The organism is Mesorhizobium sp. WSM4829 (genome assembly GCF_055811475.1).
Genome location: NZ_JBVVQJ010000028.1, coordinates 19271 through 32354, shown reverse-complemented (window position 1 = coordinate 32354; position 13084 = coordinate 19271). Strand labels below are relative to the sequence as shown.

The window sequence follows — 13084 nt, the reverse complement described above, 5'->3', positions numbered from 1 at the left end:
CCATGAGTTCGAGCAGCCAGCGCAAGCCAGAGATCAGCTTCGCCGATTTCGACCGTGTCGACATTCGCGCCGGCACGATCGTCGAGGCCGAGCCGTTTCCCGAGGCGCGCAAGCCGTCGATCAAGCTGAAGATCGATTTCGGCGCTGACATCGGGGTCAAGAAATCGTCGGCGCAGATCACCAAATACTATGCGCCCGAGACGCTGATCGGCCGGCAGGTGTTCGCGGTGGTCAATTTTCCGCCGCGGCAGATCGGCCCCTTCATGTCGGAAGTGCTGACGCTTGGCTTTCCCGACGAGGAGGGTGCGGTCGTCCTCGGCGCGATCGAACGCAGGGTGCCTGACGGCGGCCGACTGTTCTAGCTTCGTCACCGAAGCCGACGCGCAGACTTTCCGTGGCCGTTCCTGGGTTTGATCTCAAACGCATCGAGCGCGCCATTCTGATGCGAGCTCCACCGATCTCCCACGAAAAATGGTTGCGCTCTGGACAGTTATAGGTGCGAGCAATTGTTTGAACTCGACCATCGGCACGAGGATGAAGCGCGTGGTTTCCCCAAAGTCGTGATCACCAGAACCTCGGCGACAACATCGATTGAGGTTTCGTTGTGGGCGGCCATTCGATCGATTTTCAGTCGAAGAGCCCTTGAGAGATTAGATGGTTTGGACCACCCCAAACGGATTAGTCGACAGTCCAACAGTCCAGGCTTATTGTTTTGACGCGGCATCTGTCGAGCTGTGCCGCCAATTCTCGGGAGGATACGATGGTTCGACTGCTGACTGCGATTTTCGCTGTGCTTTCCCTTTGCCTCTTTTTCGTGGTCGTCCGCCAACGCTGACCCCGTCGACGATCAGGTGAAAGCCGCTTACGTGGCCTGGGACGCTGCTTTCAATAAAGCAGACGCAAAGGCGGTTGCGGCGTTCTACACCGACGACGCGATCTTCTTGCCCGCCACCCATGACGTCATCAAGGCACCGGACGGGGTCGAGAAATTCTTTGGCGGCCTCTTCGGCATGGAGTGACAGGCCACAAGCTCGAACTGATCGAAGCAGGAGGTGACGGCAACCTGCTGTTTGGCACGGCGAAATGGTCGGCCAAGGGTAAAGACGCCAATGGTGCGGATCAGCCGTGGGCCGGGGTGGCAACCCACGTCTTCGAAAAGCAGGCAGATGGCAGCCTGAAACTCCGGCTGCACACCTTCAACTGATCAACGTCGTTCTTGCTTCCGACGGGAGGGGTGCGCTACCGGGTCGCTGCCTCAGCTAGCGCAGTCACGATCCAGACGGACGCCAAGAGCTGCACACTGGCGCAAGTAATTGAAATCAATCAGCGCCTCCGCTTGCCTGGTTTCGGCAAAGCGTTCCGGATGAACCTGCGGAGTAAGTGCGGCCCGCCGCCGCCTCAACCCAACAAGTTCTTCACCGAAACGGGCCGCTCGCAGATCACGAAATGGATCCTCGGGTCTGCGCGCCGGCGTTGCCGCCGCTTCGCCCGTGGATGACGAAAGGTGGTGTCAGTTTCCGCTGGGTGCCCAGCGCCTCTCCAACCGTTTCCAGGAACATCTCCGCGCAGGCCTTCCAGCTATAGCGCATTGCCCGTTGGCGCGCTTCGGCGCGGTCGACATCGAGCGCGGCGAGCGCGGCCTCACGCAAATCGTTCGATACGGCTCCGCCGACGCCGTCGCCGACAATGTCGATCGGCCCGGTCACCGGATAGGCTGCGACCGGCGTGCCGCTGGCCAGCGCCTCGATGATGACATTGCCGAACGTGTCGGTGCGGCTGGGAAAAATGAAGACATCGGCCGAGGCATAGATTTCGGCCAGTTCGTCGTTCGGGCGGTGGCCAAGGAAATGGGCATCGTTGTATCTCGCCTTGAGCCTGGCCAACTCAGGTCCCTCGCCGACGACCACCTTGCTGCCGGGCAAATCCAGGTCGAGGAAGGCGGCCAGGTTCTTTTCGATCGCGACGCGGCCGACGCAGAGGAAGATCGGTCGCTCGAGCCCCAGATCCTTTTTCTTGTCCGGCCGGAAATGGTCGGTATCGACGCCGCGCGTCCATGGCCTGAGCTTGGTGAAGCCGCGCGACGCCAGATCGTCCGCCAGAGACTGGGTGGCGACCAGCGTGCCTTGTCCGGAATTGTGGAAATCGCGAAGCCAGCGATAGGCCCAGGCTTCCGGTATGGGCAGCCGCGCGCTCAGATATTCCGGAAAGCGCGTGTGATAGCTGGTCGTGAACGGCCGGCCGGCCTTGCGGCAATAGCGCCGCGCCATCATACCGAGCGGCCCCTCGGTGACGATATGGATATGATCGGCATTGCGCGCTTCGATCAGGCGCGCCACGCGGCCTGGCGTCGTCAGCGCCAGCCGGATGTCCGGGTAGGTCGGCAGCGGCAAGGTGCGAAAGATATTCGGGGTCAGGAAGTCCGTCTCGACGTCGAACGATTTCAGGGTTTCTGAAAGCCGTTCCAGCGTATGGACAACGCCGTTGACTTGCGGGCGCCAGGCGTCGGTCACCATCAGGATGCGCATAGCAGGCCTTTGCTTGAAAGGTCGTCGGTTTCCTTGATGCGGGGCCGCAAGGCCGAATCAATCAGGATCACGCGCTTCATGCGCGCTCTTCAGCATGGTTTCATGACGGGCCGATGAAGGCAGTACGTCCAATTGGACGCACGTCGCGTGGGTTCTATGTGTAGAGCGCACTTTGTGCGTCCAAGGACGCACGTCGCTCTAATTCAGGCCGGAACCTTGATGACGGCGCGCAAGCCGCCGAGCGGGCTCTTGTCGAGCATGATGTCGCCGCCATGGCTGCGGGCAATGTCGCGTGCGATGGCAAGGCCAAGGCCGGTGCCGCTGGCATCGAGGTTGCGGGCTTCATCAAGCCGCACGAAAGGCTTGAACACGTGCTCGCGCTTTTCAGGCGGAATGCCCGGACCGTCGTCGTCGATGGTAACGAGCAGCGAGCCGCGGCCGTGGTTGGCGTTGATCTCAACCGTCTTGGCATAACGGAAGGCGTTGCCGACGACATTGGACAACAGCCGGGCAAAGGCGTGGGGCCGCACATGCACATTTGGATCGCCGGCGAGCGAGGTCGACAGTTTGCGCTTGCGCAGCGTCGCCTCCTCGCCGAGCTTGTCGAAATAGGCTTCAAGGTTGAAACGGCCAGCGTCTTCCGTTGCCTCGCCGCGGGCAAAGGCGAGATAGCCTTCCAGCATGGACTGCATGTCGTCGATGTCCTGGCCGAGCGCCTCGGTGTCGGCCTTGGTCCCGGTCAGCGCAAGCTGCAGCTTGAAGCGCGTGAGGATGGTCCTCAAATCGTGACTGACGCCGCTCAGCATGGCGGTGCGCTGTTCGAGCTGGCGTTCGATGCGTTCGCGCATCTGGATGAAGGCAAAGCCGGCGCGGCGAACCTCCTCGGCGCCGCGCGGACGGAAATCGAGCGGCATCGGCCGGCCCTTGCCGAAACTTTCGGCGGCCTCGGCCAGCGTCAGGATCGGCCGGATCTGGTTGCGCAGGAACGGGATGGCAATCATCAGCAGCACCAGCGAGGTGCCGACCATCCAGATCAGGAAAATGTGTGTGTTCGAGGCATAGGCCTGGCTGCGGCGCACGAAGGCGCGCAGCACCTTGCCTTCGAGCTGGACGCGGACTTCGATGATATTGGAATTGCCGACCGTATCGATCCAGAACGGACGGTTGATCTGATGGGTGATCTCGGACGAGAGAATTTCGTCGAGGATCGAGAAGAACGGCTTTGGACCGGGCGCCGGCAGCGGATCGGGCGGCAGCAAGTCGATCTTCAGCTGCATGCGATCCTGCGCGATGCGGATGAGGTTGGCGTAGTCGGCGTCGTGCGGATAGGTTTCCACCAGGTCGACGATCGCGGCAATGTCGCGGACCGTGGCCTGCGACAGGCGCTGCGTCACGGTCTGCCAGTGGCGTTCCATGAAGACAAAGGCGAGGACCGATTGCAGCAGGATCATCGGCGCGATGACGATGATCAGCGAGCGGGCATAGAGCCGCTTCGGCATGTAAAGCGAAACGAGGCGCCAGAACCGTTTCCAGGCAAGCGGCACGGCCTTCAGTGCCCGCCTGGCGCGAGCGCTCAAGCCGCGATCTCCCGGCCGTTCCAGTTGCGTGGTCGCCATTCGCCCTTTTTGCTCATCCGCAGCCACTCGACAAGGGGCTGCGGGCGGCAGTCTATTCCACGCTGAGCCGATACCCAATACCGCGCACGGTCTGCAGCCAGACCGGATTGGACGGATCGCGCTCGATCTTGCGGCGCAGCCTGTTGATCTGGACGTCGATGGTGCGCTCGCCGACTTCGGATTCGTCGCCGACAAGTTCATGACGCGGTATCGTTTCGCCGGCCCGGGCCGCGAAGATCGCCAGGATCTCCTGCTCGCGGTCGGTCAGCTTCAAAGCCTCGCCGCCGCGCTTGAGCTCCCGCCTGGCGATCTGGAACGTGTAAGGCCCGAAAACCAGCTGCTCGACCTTGGGCGTCGTTGCAGGACCGCCGCGGCGCAGGATGTTGTTGATGCGCAGGATCAATTCTCGGGGATCGAAAGGCTTCGGCAGATAGTCGTCGGCGCCGGCCTCGAGCCCGGTGATCCGGCTGTCGGTCTCGGACAGCGCGGTAAGCATCAGGATCGGCACGTTCTTGGTTGCCCGCAACGCCTTGGCGAGATCGACGCCGGTTTCGCCCGGCATCATGATATCAAGCACGAGCAGATCGAAATCGAGGCCGGCGAGCTTGCGCCGCGCTTCGCCGGAATTTCCGGCAACGGTGACGCGAAAGCCGTTTTCGGTCAGATATTGTTTGAGAAGATTGCGGATACGGGTATCGTCATCAATCACCAGCAGATGCGGCGCATCGTCGTCCGGTGCTGCCGGTTGATCAACCCTTTCAATGGTCTCCATGGCTTTTCCCTGACGTTTTTGCGGGCACAATGTCGATCTGCGCCCTTAGTTCCGGATTGACCATCGCTTCCAGGAAGCGCTCGATCAAGGCGCGTTCGGTGGCTCCGGAATCTTCCAATGCAGCATGGATGCGGCGTGACTGTGGCCGTGCCAGCGCCAGCGCCAGGGCGCGGCCCTTGGCTGTCGGATAGAGCTCGCGCTGGCGGCGGTCGCGCGGGCCCTGCAACTGGACGATGTGGTCGGTGTCGATCAGTTGCTTGAGCACGCGCGCCAGGCTCTGCTTGGTGATCTTCAGCACGTCGAGGAGTTCGGCGACCGTCAGGCCCGGCCTGCGATTGACGAAATGCAGAACCCGGTGATGGGCGCGGCCGAAACCATAGTCGGACAGGATCTGGTCCGGATCGGAGGTAAAATCGCGATAGGCGAAGAAGAACAGTTCGATGATGGCAAAGTCGATGCCGTCCTCGTCGGTGATCGCCGTCCTGATCGGTTTTCCGGCTGGGTGGCTGCGATCCGTCATCTTTTCTCCGTGCGAAAGGGAAATTATGTCAGTACTATTGACGTAATTTCCCGGCAATGGTAATTTTTGACAAGCTTTTCGGCGGATTGCGAACGAAAAGGCAAGGGAAAGCCGTTTTTCCGGAACTTCCTGTGTTTGCCAGACCTTATATATCCGCCTACGCTTCGAGATAGTGGCCGCCCGGTGCGGCTGACAAGAAACGCGCAACGATAATGTGCGGGCGGCCGCCCGCGGGAGGTTACCATGGCATCCGTTCCCTTTGACCAAATGGACGGCTTTATCTGGATGAACGGCGAGTTCGTCCAATGGGCCGACGCCAAGATCCACGTGCTGACCCATGGCCTGCACTACGCCAGCGCGGTATTCGAGGGCGAACGCGCCTATGGCGGCGAGATTTTCAAGCTGACCGACCACAGCGAGCGCCTGCACGAATCGGCACGCCTGCTCGGCTTCAAGATTCCTTATTCGGTTGCCGAGATCGACGACGCCTGCCGCACGCTGTTGAAGAAGCAGGGTTTTCAGGATGCCTATGTCCGGCCGATCGCCTGGCGCGGCAGCGAACAGATGGGCGTCTCGGCGCAAAACAGCCGGATCAACTGCGCCATCGCCATCTGGCAGTGGCCCAGCTATTTCGATCCGGCACAGAAGCTGAAGGGCATCCGCCTCGATCTGGCCGAATGGCGCCGCCCCGATCCGCGCACCGCGCCGTCGAAATCGAAGGCTGCCGGCCTCTACATGATCTGCACCATGTCCAAGCATGCCGCCGAAGCCAAAGGCTATGCCGACGCCATGATGCTCGACTGGCGCGGCCAGGTTGCGGAAGCAACCGGCGCCAACATCTTCTTCGTCAAGGACGGCAAGATCCACACACCCACCCCCGATTGCTTCCTCGACGGCATCACCCGCCGTACAGTCATCGGTCTTGCCAAGGATCGCGGCTTCGAGGTGATCGAGCGCACCATCATGCCGGAAGAACTCGAAGGCTTCCAGCAGTGCTTCCTCACCGGAACGGCGGCCGAGGTGACGCCCGTTTCAGAAATCGGTCCATACCGATTCGAGGTGGGCGAAATCGCCAAGACTCTGATGAACGACTATTCTGCAGCCGTTCAACCCAAGCATGCGATTGCCGCAGAATAACGAAAGTCACAACTTTTTTAACAAGTAGGGGCGGTTTTCGGACTGCCCCTTTTATTTAAGCACCTCGGCATTTGACTTTCGTCCAGTTCGGCGTCTCATGATGCTGTCGCCAGGGAGGCTGGCAGCTATGGAGGGACTGGTAATATGGACATGAACACGCTTCTTCAGATCATTGTTCAGGTGATTATGGGTGTCATTGGTGGCCAGGCGGTGGGCGCCGCGCTCAAGACAGCGGCAATGGGGCAGCTTACCAAAATCCTCGGCGGCGCCCTTGGCGGCGTCGGCGGTGCGGCCATCCTCGGCAGCCTGCTCGGCGGCGGCACGATCGATCCGGCTGCGGCCGCAGCGGCAACGGGCGGATTGGGCAGCGCGCTGAATGTGCAGAACATCCTCGGCGGTGCTGGTGGTGGCGCCATCCTGACGGCCATCATCGGCGCGGTCATGAACGCGACGAAGAAGTAAGCTTAATGCATGTCGCGCAAAAGCATGCCCTCCAGGGCGTGACCCGTGGTGCGCAGCGGTTTTGCGATAACGACATGCATAAAAACAATAACCTAAAGCGCGTCGCATGAATCCATTCAGCCGCGACGCGCTTTAGCGGTTTCGGGCTTTTGCGTGGGCGGCTTCGGCCGCCCATTTCATTTTGGCGTTGTCGCGACAGCCGGATGCGGTGGACGACGTTCGCATGTGTCTCTAAATCAGAAGCGACACAGCGAAAGGACGATCATGGGTCAGCTCAACGCCGGCATCGTGCCGGTCACGGCCTTCCAGCAAAACTGCACCATCCTCTTCGACATGGACGACAGGCAAGGCGTCGTCGTCGATCCCGGCGGCGACATCGACAAGGTGCTGGCAGTGCTCAAGGACAATGCGATCAACGCCGGCGCGATCTGGATCACGCATGGTCACATCGACCACGCCGGCGGCGCCATGGAGCTGAAGGACGCGCTCGGCATCGAGATCATCGGCCCGCATGAGGCCGACCGTCCGTTGCTTGCCAATCTCGAGAAGCAGGCGAAACACTACGGCATCACCGAGCCGGTGCGCAACTGCGTGCCCGACCGCTTTCTCGGCGAAGGCGATACCGTCTCGTTCGGCCAGCACGCGTTCGAAGTCTTTCATTGCCCGGGCCACGCGCCCGGCCATATCGTCTACTACAATCGTGCTGCGAAGTTCGCCCATGTTGGCGACGTGTTGTTCCGCGGCTCGGTCGGGCGCACCGATCTGCCGGGCGGCGACCACGCCGCGCTGATCGCCTCGATCAAGGACAAGCTTCTGCCGCTCGGCGACGACATCGGCTTCATCTGCGGCCATGGTCCCGGCGGCCGCTTCGGCGAGGAGCGCCGGAGCAACCCCTTCCTGATTTAAACGCGTCGTGGCTGCGGAGCGTCACGCGGCGCGCGTCGGTCTCTCCTTTCCTTATGACGCCGAAAAAAAGCGCTGGCCTTGCGGACAGCGCTTTTTGGGGGGCAGGGAAGCCTCAGTTCGCGGTGCAGAAATGCTGTTCGCCGTCATAGCCGGTGAACGTGCCGGTGCGGCCGTTGAAAGAGCGATAGCGATCCGAACAATATTCATACCAGCCGCGGGTCCATGGCTCGGCATAGCCGTCGTTGTAGACGACCCGCGGTTCCGCGTAGTAGCGGCGCACCGGGGCCGGCCGTGGATAACGACCATAATCGTCATAGCCGGGGTCGTAATAGCTGGGCTGCGGGTTGTTGAGCGCACCAACGATCAGGGCGCCGGCCGCGAGGCCAAGGACGCCTGCCGCGATCGCATCGCCATTACCACGATGGTGGTGCCGGTGGCGCCAGTCACCAGCGCTGGCCGCCGGCAAGGTCGCGAGCGTGGTTGCAACAATTGCGGCGGACAGGACGGCGGTCTTGAAAATTCGGTTCATCTCGGTCTCCTTCGTGCCGGCCCGGGTAATCTGCGGCCCGGGTAATCTGGGGGATGCGGTCCGGCTTTACCGAAGACTAATAGGTGACCGTGGCTGAACGGGGGCTGAACGAAATTGGCGGGCTGGGACCAGTCGATTCATCGATCAGGCATGGCGCAAGGCACAAATATCGTATGCTCAACAAGGAGCGGAGCTGCGTCAGCGGATCGTCCGATGCTGTCTCGAGCTCGGCTCAGCCGATCGACAGGTTGACGGCTTTCGGACCCTTGCCGCGCTTGTCCGGCTCGGTGTCGAATGTTACCTTCTGCCCATCCTCGAGACCGGGAAGACCCGACGCCTGCACGGCCGAAATATGGACGAAGACATCCTTCGCGCCATCATCCGGCGTGATGAAGCCGAAGCCTTTGGCATGATTGAAGAATTTGACGGTGCCGGTCTGCGGCATGGGAAGCTCCTTTGATCCCATCAAGTCCAGTCTCGGGCCGGCAAATGCCCGAGTGGAAATTTGTCGTTTATTTTAGCGCCATCGGCAAGAGAAAGTTTTGCGAGCAGTGGCTTGCCGCCCTGCCACGAAAAAAGGCGCGACGAAACCGCCGCGCCTTCGAAACTCGGGTCCGGCGCTGAAAGCCGGTTCAAGGCCTTTGGAGCGGCCTCGGGCTCGTTCCTGGCACGTCCGCGCGGACGTGCGCGCGCGGACGATTCAGTCCGCGCGGAGATTGACCGCCTTCGGTCCCTTGCCCATGCGGTCGGGCTCGACATCGAACGTGACCTTCTGGCCATCGACGAGCGTGCGCAGGCCCGAAGCCTCGATCGCGGAGATGTGGACGAACACATCCTTGGCGCCGTCATCTGGCGTGATGAAGCCGAAGCCTTTGGTAGCGTTGAAGAATTTAACGGTGCCGGTCTGGGCCATTGGGGAAACTCCTTCACCCGTGTCAGTCTTTGTGGTTTGCCCGCCGCCTGACGCCGTGGGCAAGTCCCGGTGGTTGCTTCGGCAGTCATGCATTGGCGCATGGTCAAAACCCCCCGCCGAAAAACGGGGCCGTCAGAGATTCACAGTATCGGGGAAAGGTCGTCCAAAACGTTCCGCTCTCCGGGTCGCAAATGCCCGAACACAAAATTTATCGCACGGAAACGCGGTGGTTGCAAGGTAGCGCCAACGGCCGCCCATGGGCGCGTCCGCACGCACGTCATCGACAAAGCGGTGTTCTCGTCCGGTGGTCGTCGGCCATAGCCCGGCCACGCGGGCTGGGAGCCTGCAAACAGGGGTTGCATTCGGCGGGTGGAATGGCGAGGATCGGCTTCATTTTTGGCATGCCGTTGTCCCAAACCGCTTCGCACCCTCGGGTCAGAGTCCCGTGGGCATGCTTTGGGTGACATGCATTGGAGCGGGGGCTCGAGGGAGGTCTGGTGATGAAATTTCCTGCGGCAATCTTCTCGCGACAGGGTTTTGCCATCCTGTTGCTGTCGGCAGTACTTGCAGCCTGTACCGCGGTGGTGGTGGAGGAGGACGGACCGGGGTACCGCCCGCCTCGGCCCGAGCCGCAATTTTGCACCAGACAATATGATCCGGTCTGCGCCCGGCGCGGTGGCGACCGCCAGACCTTCGCCAATGCCTGCCTTGCCGAGCGGGCCGGATATCGCATCATCAGCGGCGGCCGGTGCCGCGACGGTGGCGGTGATGGAGAGCAGACGTTCTGCACGCGCGAATACCGCCCGGTCTGCGCCCGCCGCGGCAGCGCGTTGCGCACCTTTCCCAACGCCTGCGAGGCTCGCGCCGCCGACTATCGCATCGTCGACGACGGTCCCTGCTGAGAGGCTGGTTTCCTCCCCGTCTCCGGGCGGGGAGGCTCATCCACCAACTGGGCGCAGCCGCGCGACGGCAGCTGGCGGCTCTTGCCTCTACGCCGGCAGCCCCGCCCTGCGGCAATAGGCGATGAACTCGGCCGCGGGCATAGGTTTGGCAAACAACCAACCCTGACCATAGTCGACGTCGCGTTCCATCAGATAGTCGACCTGTGCCTGCGTCTCCACGCCCTCGGCAATGATCTTCAGCTTCAGCGTCTTGGCCATGTCGATGATATGCGGCGTGACGGAACTGGTGGCGGAATCCGTAGCGATCGTGTCGATGAACGACTTGTCGATCTTCAGCGCATCGAGCGGCAGGCCCTCGAGATGGGACAGGCTCGAATAGCCTGTGCCGAAGTCGTCGATTGCTACCGCATGGCCAAGCTCGCGGGCGCGAATGACGGTCGAACGCGCTGAATCGACGTCGACGAAACCGCGCTCCGTCGCCTCCAGCCAGATCTGCCGAGGCTGAATTCCGGTGTGCTGCAGGGCCTTTTCGATGACCGGAAGGACCCTTGCCGTTCTGACGTCCGCCGGGCTGAGATTGATCGCGATGTGGAGCGAACGATTGGCGACAAGAAGTTTTTTCAGGTCCAAAACAACAAGGGCGATGATCTGGTCGGTGATTGCCGCGATCAGGCCGCTCTCTTCGGCCAGCGGGACGAAAAGATCGGGCCGGACCAGCGAGCCGTCGGGTCGTCTCCAGCGCACCAGCGCTTCGGCACCCACGCAATTGCCTGTCCTGAGCGCGACGATCGGCTGATAGTGGACGATAAACTCGTGCTTGCGCACGGCAATCTGCAATTCTCCAAGCGGCGACAGCCGCCGCCGTGACAGCCAGACAACCATGCCGATGATGAAGGCGGCGATGAAAGCGCCGAGGGGAAGCAACAGCAATTGCCGCCTGCGCACGCTGTCGACAATCTGGCTTTCCGGTTCGGTGGCGACGGCGATCCAGTCCGTCCCGCGCACCGCGGCAAACAGATGACCGTCATCCAGGCCTTTGCCCGGGTCGGCGATGATCTTGCCGATGCGGGCAGGATCAGGCCCGTTCAGCGCGCTGAGCAGGACGCCCGTGTTTGTCGCCAGGGCAAGCTGAACGTCGGGATCGACGACGATGTCGACAAAGCGCAGGGGGTCGATAAGGACGTTATGGCGCTTGTACTGCAGGGCCATCAGCGGATGGTCCTGGTTGGCCAGGGGCCGTATCCGGGCAGTGACGGCAACGCCGTCTGCAGCGGTGAAATCCGGTGCGGCTTGCGCAACGCTTCCTTCGGTCGGTCCCCAGGATGTGCATTTGAGCAGGCCGTTTTCGAAATAGCCCATTTCTTCGATCGAGCGCGTGTTGATGGTGAGCCGCCGCATGCGGGCAATGTGGTCCACCGAACAGCGGTCGCCGGTGAACCGGTCGATCTCCCGCAACGCGCCGGCTGCATCCTTGAGGGATATGCTGGCCCTGGCGATCGCGCGGTTGGCGAACAGCTCCAGCCGCTCGTGTTCTTCTTGAACCGCCAGGACCCATGAAAAGTGGAACATCGCCGCGATGGGTACTATCGCCCCGACCAGGGCCAGCACCACCGCAGTCACGATGATGCGCGACCTGTCCATGTGCGCCTCCCTGCCTTCGGCTGCGAGCGACGATTTCGCGCGCGGCCCGCCAGGCAGCCAACCGTGGATCGGGCCCGGTTCCAGCGGACCTTATAGGGCTTCGAAATTACGTGATCTTTAATCCGGCCCGCGATGGCTGGATGAATGCAGGGCTGCTCATCCGTCCGCCGCTAGCCCTTGGACTTCGGTTTCAAACCGGCTTCCGCCTGCTTGACAGCCGAGCCGAAGGGCGAGACCGGTTTTGCCGCCGTCTTGTCCTTCTTGGGCTTGCGTGTCTCGCGGTTGCTGCGCTGTTGACCCTTGGCCATTTCCTGGTCCCCCGTGATTGATGAACATGGTGGCGACGGTTGATGGGCGGCTAGCCGTTCGGATCGTCGGCCACTTCGAGATTGTCTTCCGTGGTGACCCGCTCATGGGTCTCCTCGTCGCTGCGGATGCGGTATTGCGGCGAGCCGTCCTTGACCGGCAGCCTGCTTTTGATCTGGAACAGCTCGGCGGTCTTCTGAACAAGGCCGGTGCGGCTCTTCATGCGAACGGTCTGGCCGATCGCGAAAAGATGCGCAGGCGTGTCGGTGCGCGGGCGCGCGTTCTGCTGGAAGCGGATCATGCGGCATTCTCCTGGTCGCGCCTCAGCGCGGTTTCGAGTTCGGCGAAGTCGATGGCGACCAATTGGCTGGTCTGGCTTTTCACCGTCCTTGCCGGCAGGTGGATGAATGTGGCGACACGGCGCCAGGCAAGCCACGAGATGCCATCGACAAGCTCCTCATCGTGGTCGATGTCGTAGTCGCCGGCCGGCAATTGTCCTTCCAGGCCGCCAACCATGAAGGGTGCCTCGAAATGCGCGATGGAATAGGTAGTTCGGCCAGACATTCTCGTGCCTCGAAGTGCGTCTTGGATCCGACAAGATGGTGCCCGCTTCGCGGCACCGGGACCTAAGGTCGTGGGTCCCTGTTCGGCAATTTGGGTATCGGCAATTTGGGTATCGGCGATCTGGAATGAGTTTGGCGGGTCGAGAACTTCTGACGCCGCGAGATGCCAAGCTTGGCCCAAAAAACGATGTCAATTCACTAATCCCAAAATGCGGTTTATTCAAGAAGATTCCCGCCCGTCGCCGACCTCGTCGTAAATTTACTTTTCTAGGGCTATTTGGGAAATGGTGAT

General features: G+C 61.6%; 16 protein-coding genes and 1 pseudogene. 6 read left to right on the top strand and 11 right to left on the bottom strand.

Going from position 1 to position 13084, the window contains the following annotated elements; translation table 11 throughout:
- The first annotated feature begins 2 nt into the window (after positions 1-2).
- Positions 3-362, top strand: a complete 360-nt coding sequence (locus tag AC0L17_RS23880; RefSeq protein WP_027151061.1) for a tRNA-binding protein — start codon at positions 3-5, stop codon at positions 360-362.
- Positions 363-760: 398 nt separating this feature from the next.
- A pseudogene (locus AC0L17_RS23875) lies at positions 761-1204 on the top strand (YybH family protein).
- A 235-nt stretch (positions 1205-1439) separates the two neighbouring features.
- Here AC0L17_RS23875 and AC0L17_RS23870 read toward each other — a convergent pair.
- The 4 genes from AC0L17_RS23870 to AC0L17_RS23855 all read right to left on the bottom strand — a co-directional run bounded on the left by AC0L17_RS23870 (position 1440) and on the right by AC0L17_RS23855 (position 5433).
- Complete coding sequence (locus tag AC0L17_RS23870; RefSeq protein ID WP_473517615.1) at positions 1440-2525, bottom strand: glycosyltransferase family 4 protein; 1086 nt, start codon at positions 2523-2525, stop codon at positions 1440-1442.
- Positions 2526-2728: 203 nt separating this feature from the next.
- Complete coding sequence (locus AC0L17_RS23865) at positions 2729-4141, bottom strand: ATP-binding protein (protein WP_287246397.1); 1413 nt, start codon at positions 4139-4141, stop codon at positions 2729-2731.
- Between the two features lie 52 nt (positions 4142-4193).
- A complete protein-coding gene (locus AC0L17_RS23860; RefSeq protein WP_036261013.1) occupies positions 4194-4913 on the bottom strand; it encodes a response regulator in 720 nt (239 codons plus the stop codon).
- The gene (locus tag AC0L17_RS23855) at positions 4900-5433 is read right to left on the bottom strand and encodes a MarR family winged helix-turn-helix transcriptional regulator (RefSeq protein WP_031255243.1); all 534 of its coding nucleotides are present in this window, start codon (positions 5431-5433) and stop codon (positions 4900-4902) included. Before AC0L17_RS23855 ends, AC0L17_RS23860 begins: the two co-directional genes overlap by 14 nt.
- 243 nt (positions 5434-5676) lie before the next feature.
- Here AC0L17_RS23855 and AC0L17_RS23850 point away from each other — a divergent pair, with 243 nt between their 5' ends.
- From AC0L17_RS23850 to AC0L17_RS23840, 3 genes are all read left to right on the top strand, one after another.
- Positions 5677-6570: a branched-chain amino acid aminotransferase gene (locus tag AC0L17_RS23850; RefSeq protein ID WP_091598375.1), complete on the top strand. Its 894-nt coding sequence runs from the start codon at positions 5677-5679 to the stop codon at positions 6568-6570.
- A 144-nt stretch (positions 6571-6714) separates the two neighbouring features.
- Entirely contained in the window at positions 6715-7032 is a 318-nt protein-coding gene (locus AC0L17_RS23845) for a hypothetical protein (protein WP_027151066.1), read from the top strand.
- Between the two features lie 264 nt (positions 7033-7296).
- Positions 7297-7938 carry an MBL fold metallo-hydrolase gene (locus AC0L17_RS23840; protein ID WP_473517614.1) on the top strand — a complete coding sequence of 214 codons (642 nt, stop codon included), beginning with the start codon at positions 7297-7299 and terminating at the stop codon, positions 7936-7938.
- 112 nt (positions 7939-8050) lie between these two features.
- Here the strand turns inward: AC0L17_RS23840 and AC0L17_RS23835 are convergent, their stop codons facing one another.
- The 3 genes from AC0L17_RS23835 to AC0L17_RS23825 all read right to left on the bottom strand — a co-directional run bounded on the left by AC0L17_RS23835 (position 8051) and on the right by AC0L17_RS23825 (position 9380).
- Entirely contained in the window at positions 8051-8467 is a 417-nt protein-coding gene (locus AC0L17_RS23835; RefSeq protein ID WP_473517613.1) for a BA14K family protein, read from the bottom strand.
- 232 nt (positions 8468-8699) lie between these two features.
- Positions 8700-8912: a cold-shock protein gene (locus tag AC0L17_RS23830; RefSeq protein ID WP_006202521.1), complete on the bottom strand. Its 213-nt coding sequence runs from the start codon at positions 8910-8912 to the stop codon at positions 8700-8702.
- Between the two features lie 255 nt (positions 8913-9167).
- Positions 9168-9380: a cold-shock protein gene (locus tag AC0L17_RS23825; RefSeq protein ID WP_023799871.1), complete on the bottom strand. Its 213-nt coding sequence runs from the start codon at positions 9378-9380 to the stop codon at positions 9168-9170.
- A gap of 500 nt (positions 9381-9880) precedes the next feature.
- Here AC0L17_RS23825 and AC0L17_RS23820 point away from each other — a divergent pair, with 500 nt between their 5' ends.
- The gene (locus AC0L17_RS23820) at positions 9881-10282 is read left to right on the top strand and encodes a Kazal-type serine protease inhibitor family protein (protein WP_473508327.1); all 402 of its coding nucleotides are present in this window, start codon (positions 9881-9883) and stop codon (positions 10280-10282) included.
- 87 nt (positions 10283-10369) lie between these two features.
- Here the strand turns inward: AC0L17_RS23820 and AC0L17_RS23815 are convergent, their stop codons facing one another.
- The 4 genes from AC0L17_RS23815 to AC0L17_RS23800 all read right to left on the bottom strand — a co-directional run bounded on the left by AC0L17_RS23815 (position 10370) and on the right by AC0L17_RS23800 (position 12793).
- Positions 10370-11923, bottom strand: a complete 1554-nt coding sequence (locus tag AC0L17_RS23815) for an EAL domain-containing protein (protein ID WP_473517612.1) — start codon at positions 11921-11923, stop codon at positions 10370-10372.
- 170 nt (positions 11924-12093) lie between these two features.
- Complete coding sequence (locus AC0L17_RS23810; protein WP_167366538.1) at positions 12094-12231, bottom strand: hypothetical protein; 138 nt, start codon at positions 12229-12231, stop codon at positions 12094-12096.
- A gap of 50 nt (positions 12232-12281) precedes the next feature.
- On the bottom strand, positions 12282-12530 hold the full coding sequence (locus AC0L17_RS23805) for a hypothetical protein (RefSeq protein ID WP_287220151.1): 249 nt from the start codon (positions 12528-12530) through the stop codon (positions 12282-12284).
- Positions 12527-12793, bottom strand: a complete 267-nt coding sequence (locus AC0L17_RS23800; protein WP_473517611.1) for a hypothetical protein — start codon at positions 12791-12793, stop codon at positions 12527-12529. Before AC0L17_RS23800 ends, AC0L17_RS23805 begins: the two co-directional genes overlap by 4 nt.
- Positions 12794-13084: the final 291 nt, after the last annotated feature.

Bases quoted from the DNA above. Each gene is read 5' to 3' on its own strand.
- AC0L17_RS23830 (WP_006202521.1), bottom strand. From the start codon at position 8,912: ATGCCGCAGACCGGCACCGTCAAATTCTTCAATCATGCCAAAGGCTTC.
- AC0L17_RS23865 (WP_287246397.1), bottom strand. From the start codon at position 4,141: ATGGCGACCACGCAACTGGAACGGCCGGGAGATCGCGGCTTGAGCGCT.
- AC0L17_RS23850 (WP_091598375.1), top strand. From the start codon at position 5,677: ATGGCATCCGTTCCCTTTGACCAAATGGACGGCTTTATCTGGATGAAC.
- AC0L17_RS23880 (WP_027151061.1), top strand. From the start codon at position 3: ATGAGTTCGAGCAGCCAGCGCAAGCCAGAGATCAGCTTCGCCGATTTC.
- AC0L17_RS23810 (WP_167366538.1), bottom strand. From the start codon at position 12,231: ATGGCCAAGGGTCAACAGCGCAGCAACCGCGAGACACGCAAGCCCAAG.
- AC0L17_RS23800 (WP_473517611.1), bottom strand. From the start codon at position 12,793: ATGTCTGGCCGAACTACCTATTCCATCGCGCATTTCGAGGCACCCTTC.
- AC0L17_RS23860 (WP_036261013.1), bottom strand. From the start codon at position 4,913: ATGGAGACCATTGAAAGGGTTGATCAACCGGCAGCACCGGACGACGAT.
- AC0L17_RS23840 (WP_473517614.1), top strand. From the start codon at position 7,297: ATGGGTCAGCTCAACGCCGGCATCGTGCCGGTCACGGCCTTCCAGCAA.
- AC0L17_RS23820 (WP_473508327.1), top strand. From the start codon at position 9,881: ATGAAATTTCCTGCGGCAATCTTCTCGCGACAGGGTTTTGCCATCCTG.
- AC0L17_RS23805 (WP_287220151.1), bottom strand. From the start codon at position 12,530: ATGATCCGCTTCCAGCAGAACGCGCGCCCGCGCACCGACACGCCTGCG.
- AC0L17_RS23815 (WP_473517612.1), bottom strand. From the start codon at position 11,923: ATGGACAGGTCGCGCATCATCGTGACTGCGGTGGTGCTGGCCCTGGTC.
- AC0L17_RS23835 (WP_473517613.1), bottom strand. From the start codon at position 8,467: ATGAACCGAATTTTCAAGACCGCCGTCCTGTCCGCCGCAATTGTTGCA.
- AC0L17_RS23825 (WP_023799871.1), bottom strand. From the start codon at position 9,380: ATGGCCCAGACCGGCACCGTTAAATTCTTCAACGCTACCAAAGGCTTC.
- AC0L17_RS23870 (WP_473517615.1), bottom strand. From the start codon at position 2,525: ATGCGCATCCTGATGGTGACCGACGCCTGGCGCCCGCAAGTCAACGGC.
- AC0L17_RS23845 (WP_027151066.1), top strand. From the start codon at position 6,715: ATGGACATGAACACGCTTCTTCAGATCATTGTTCAGGTGATTATGGGT.
- AC0L17_RS23855 (WP_031255243.1), bottom strand. From the start codon at position 5,433: ATGACGGATCGCAGCCACCCAGCCGGAAAACCGATCAGGACGGCGATC.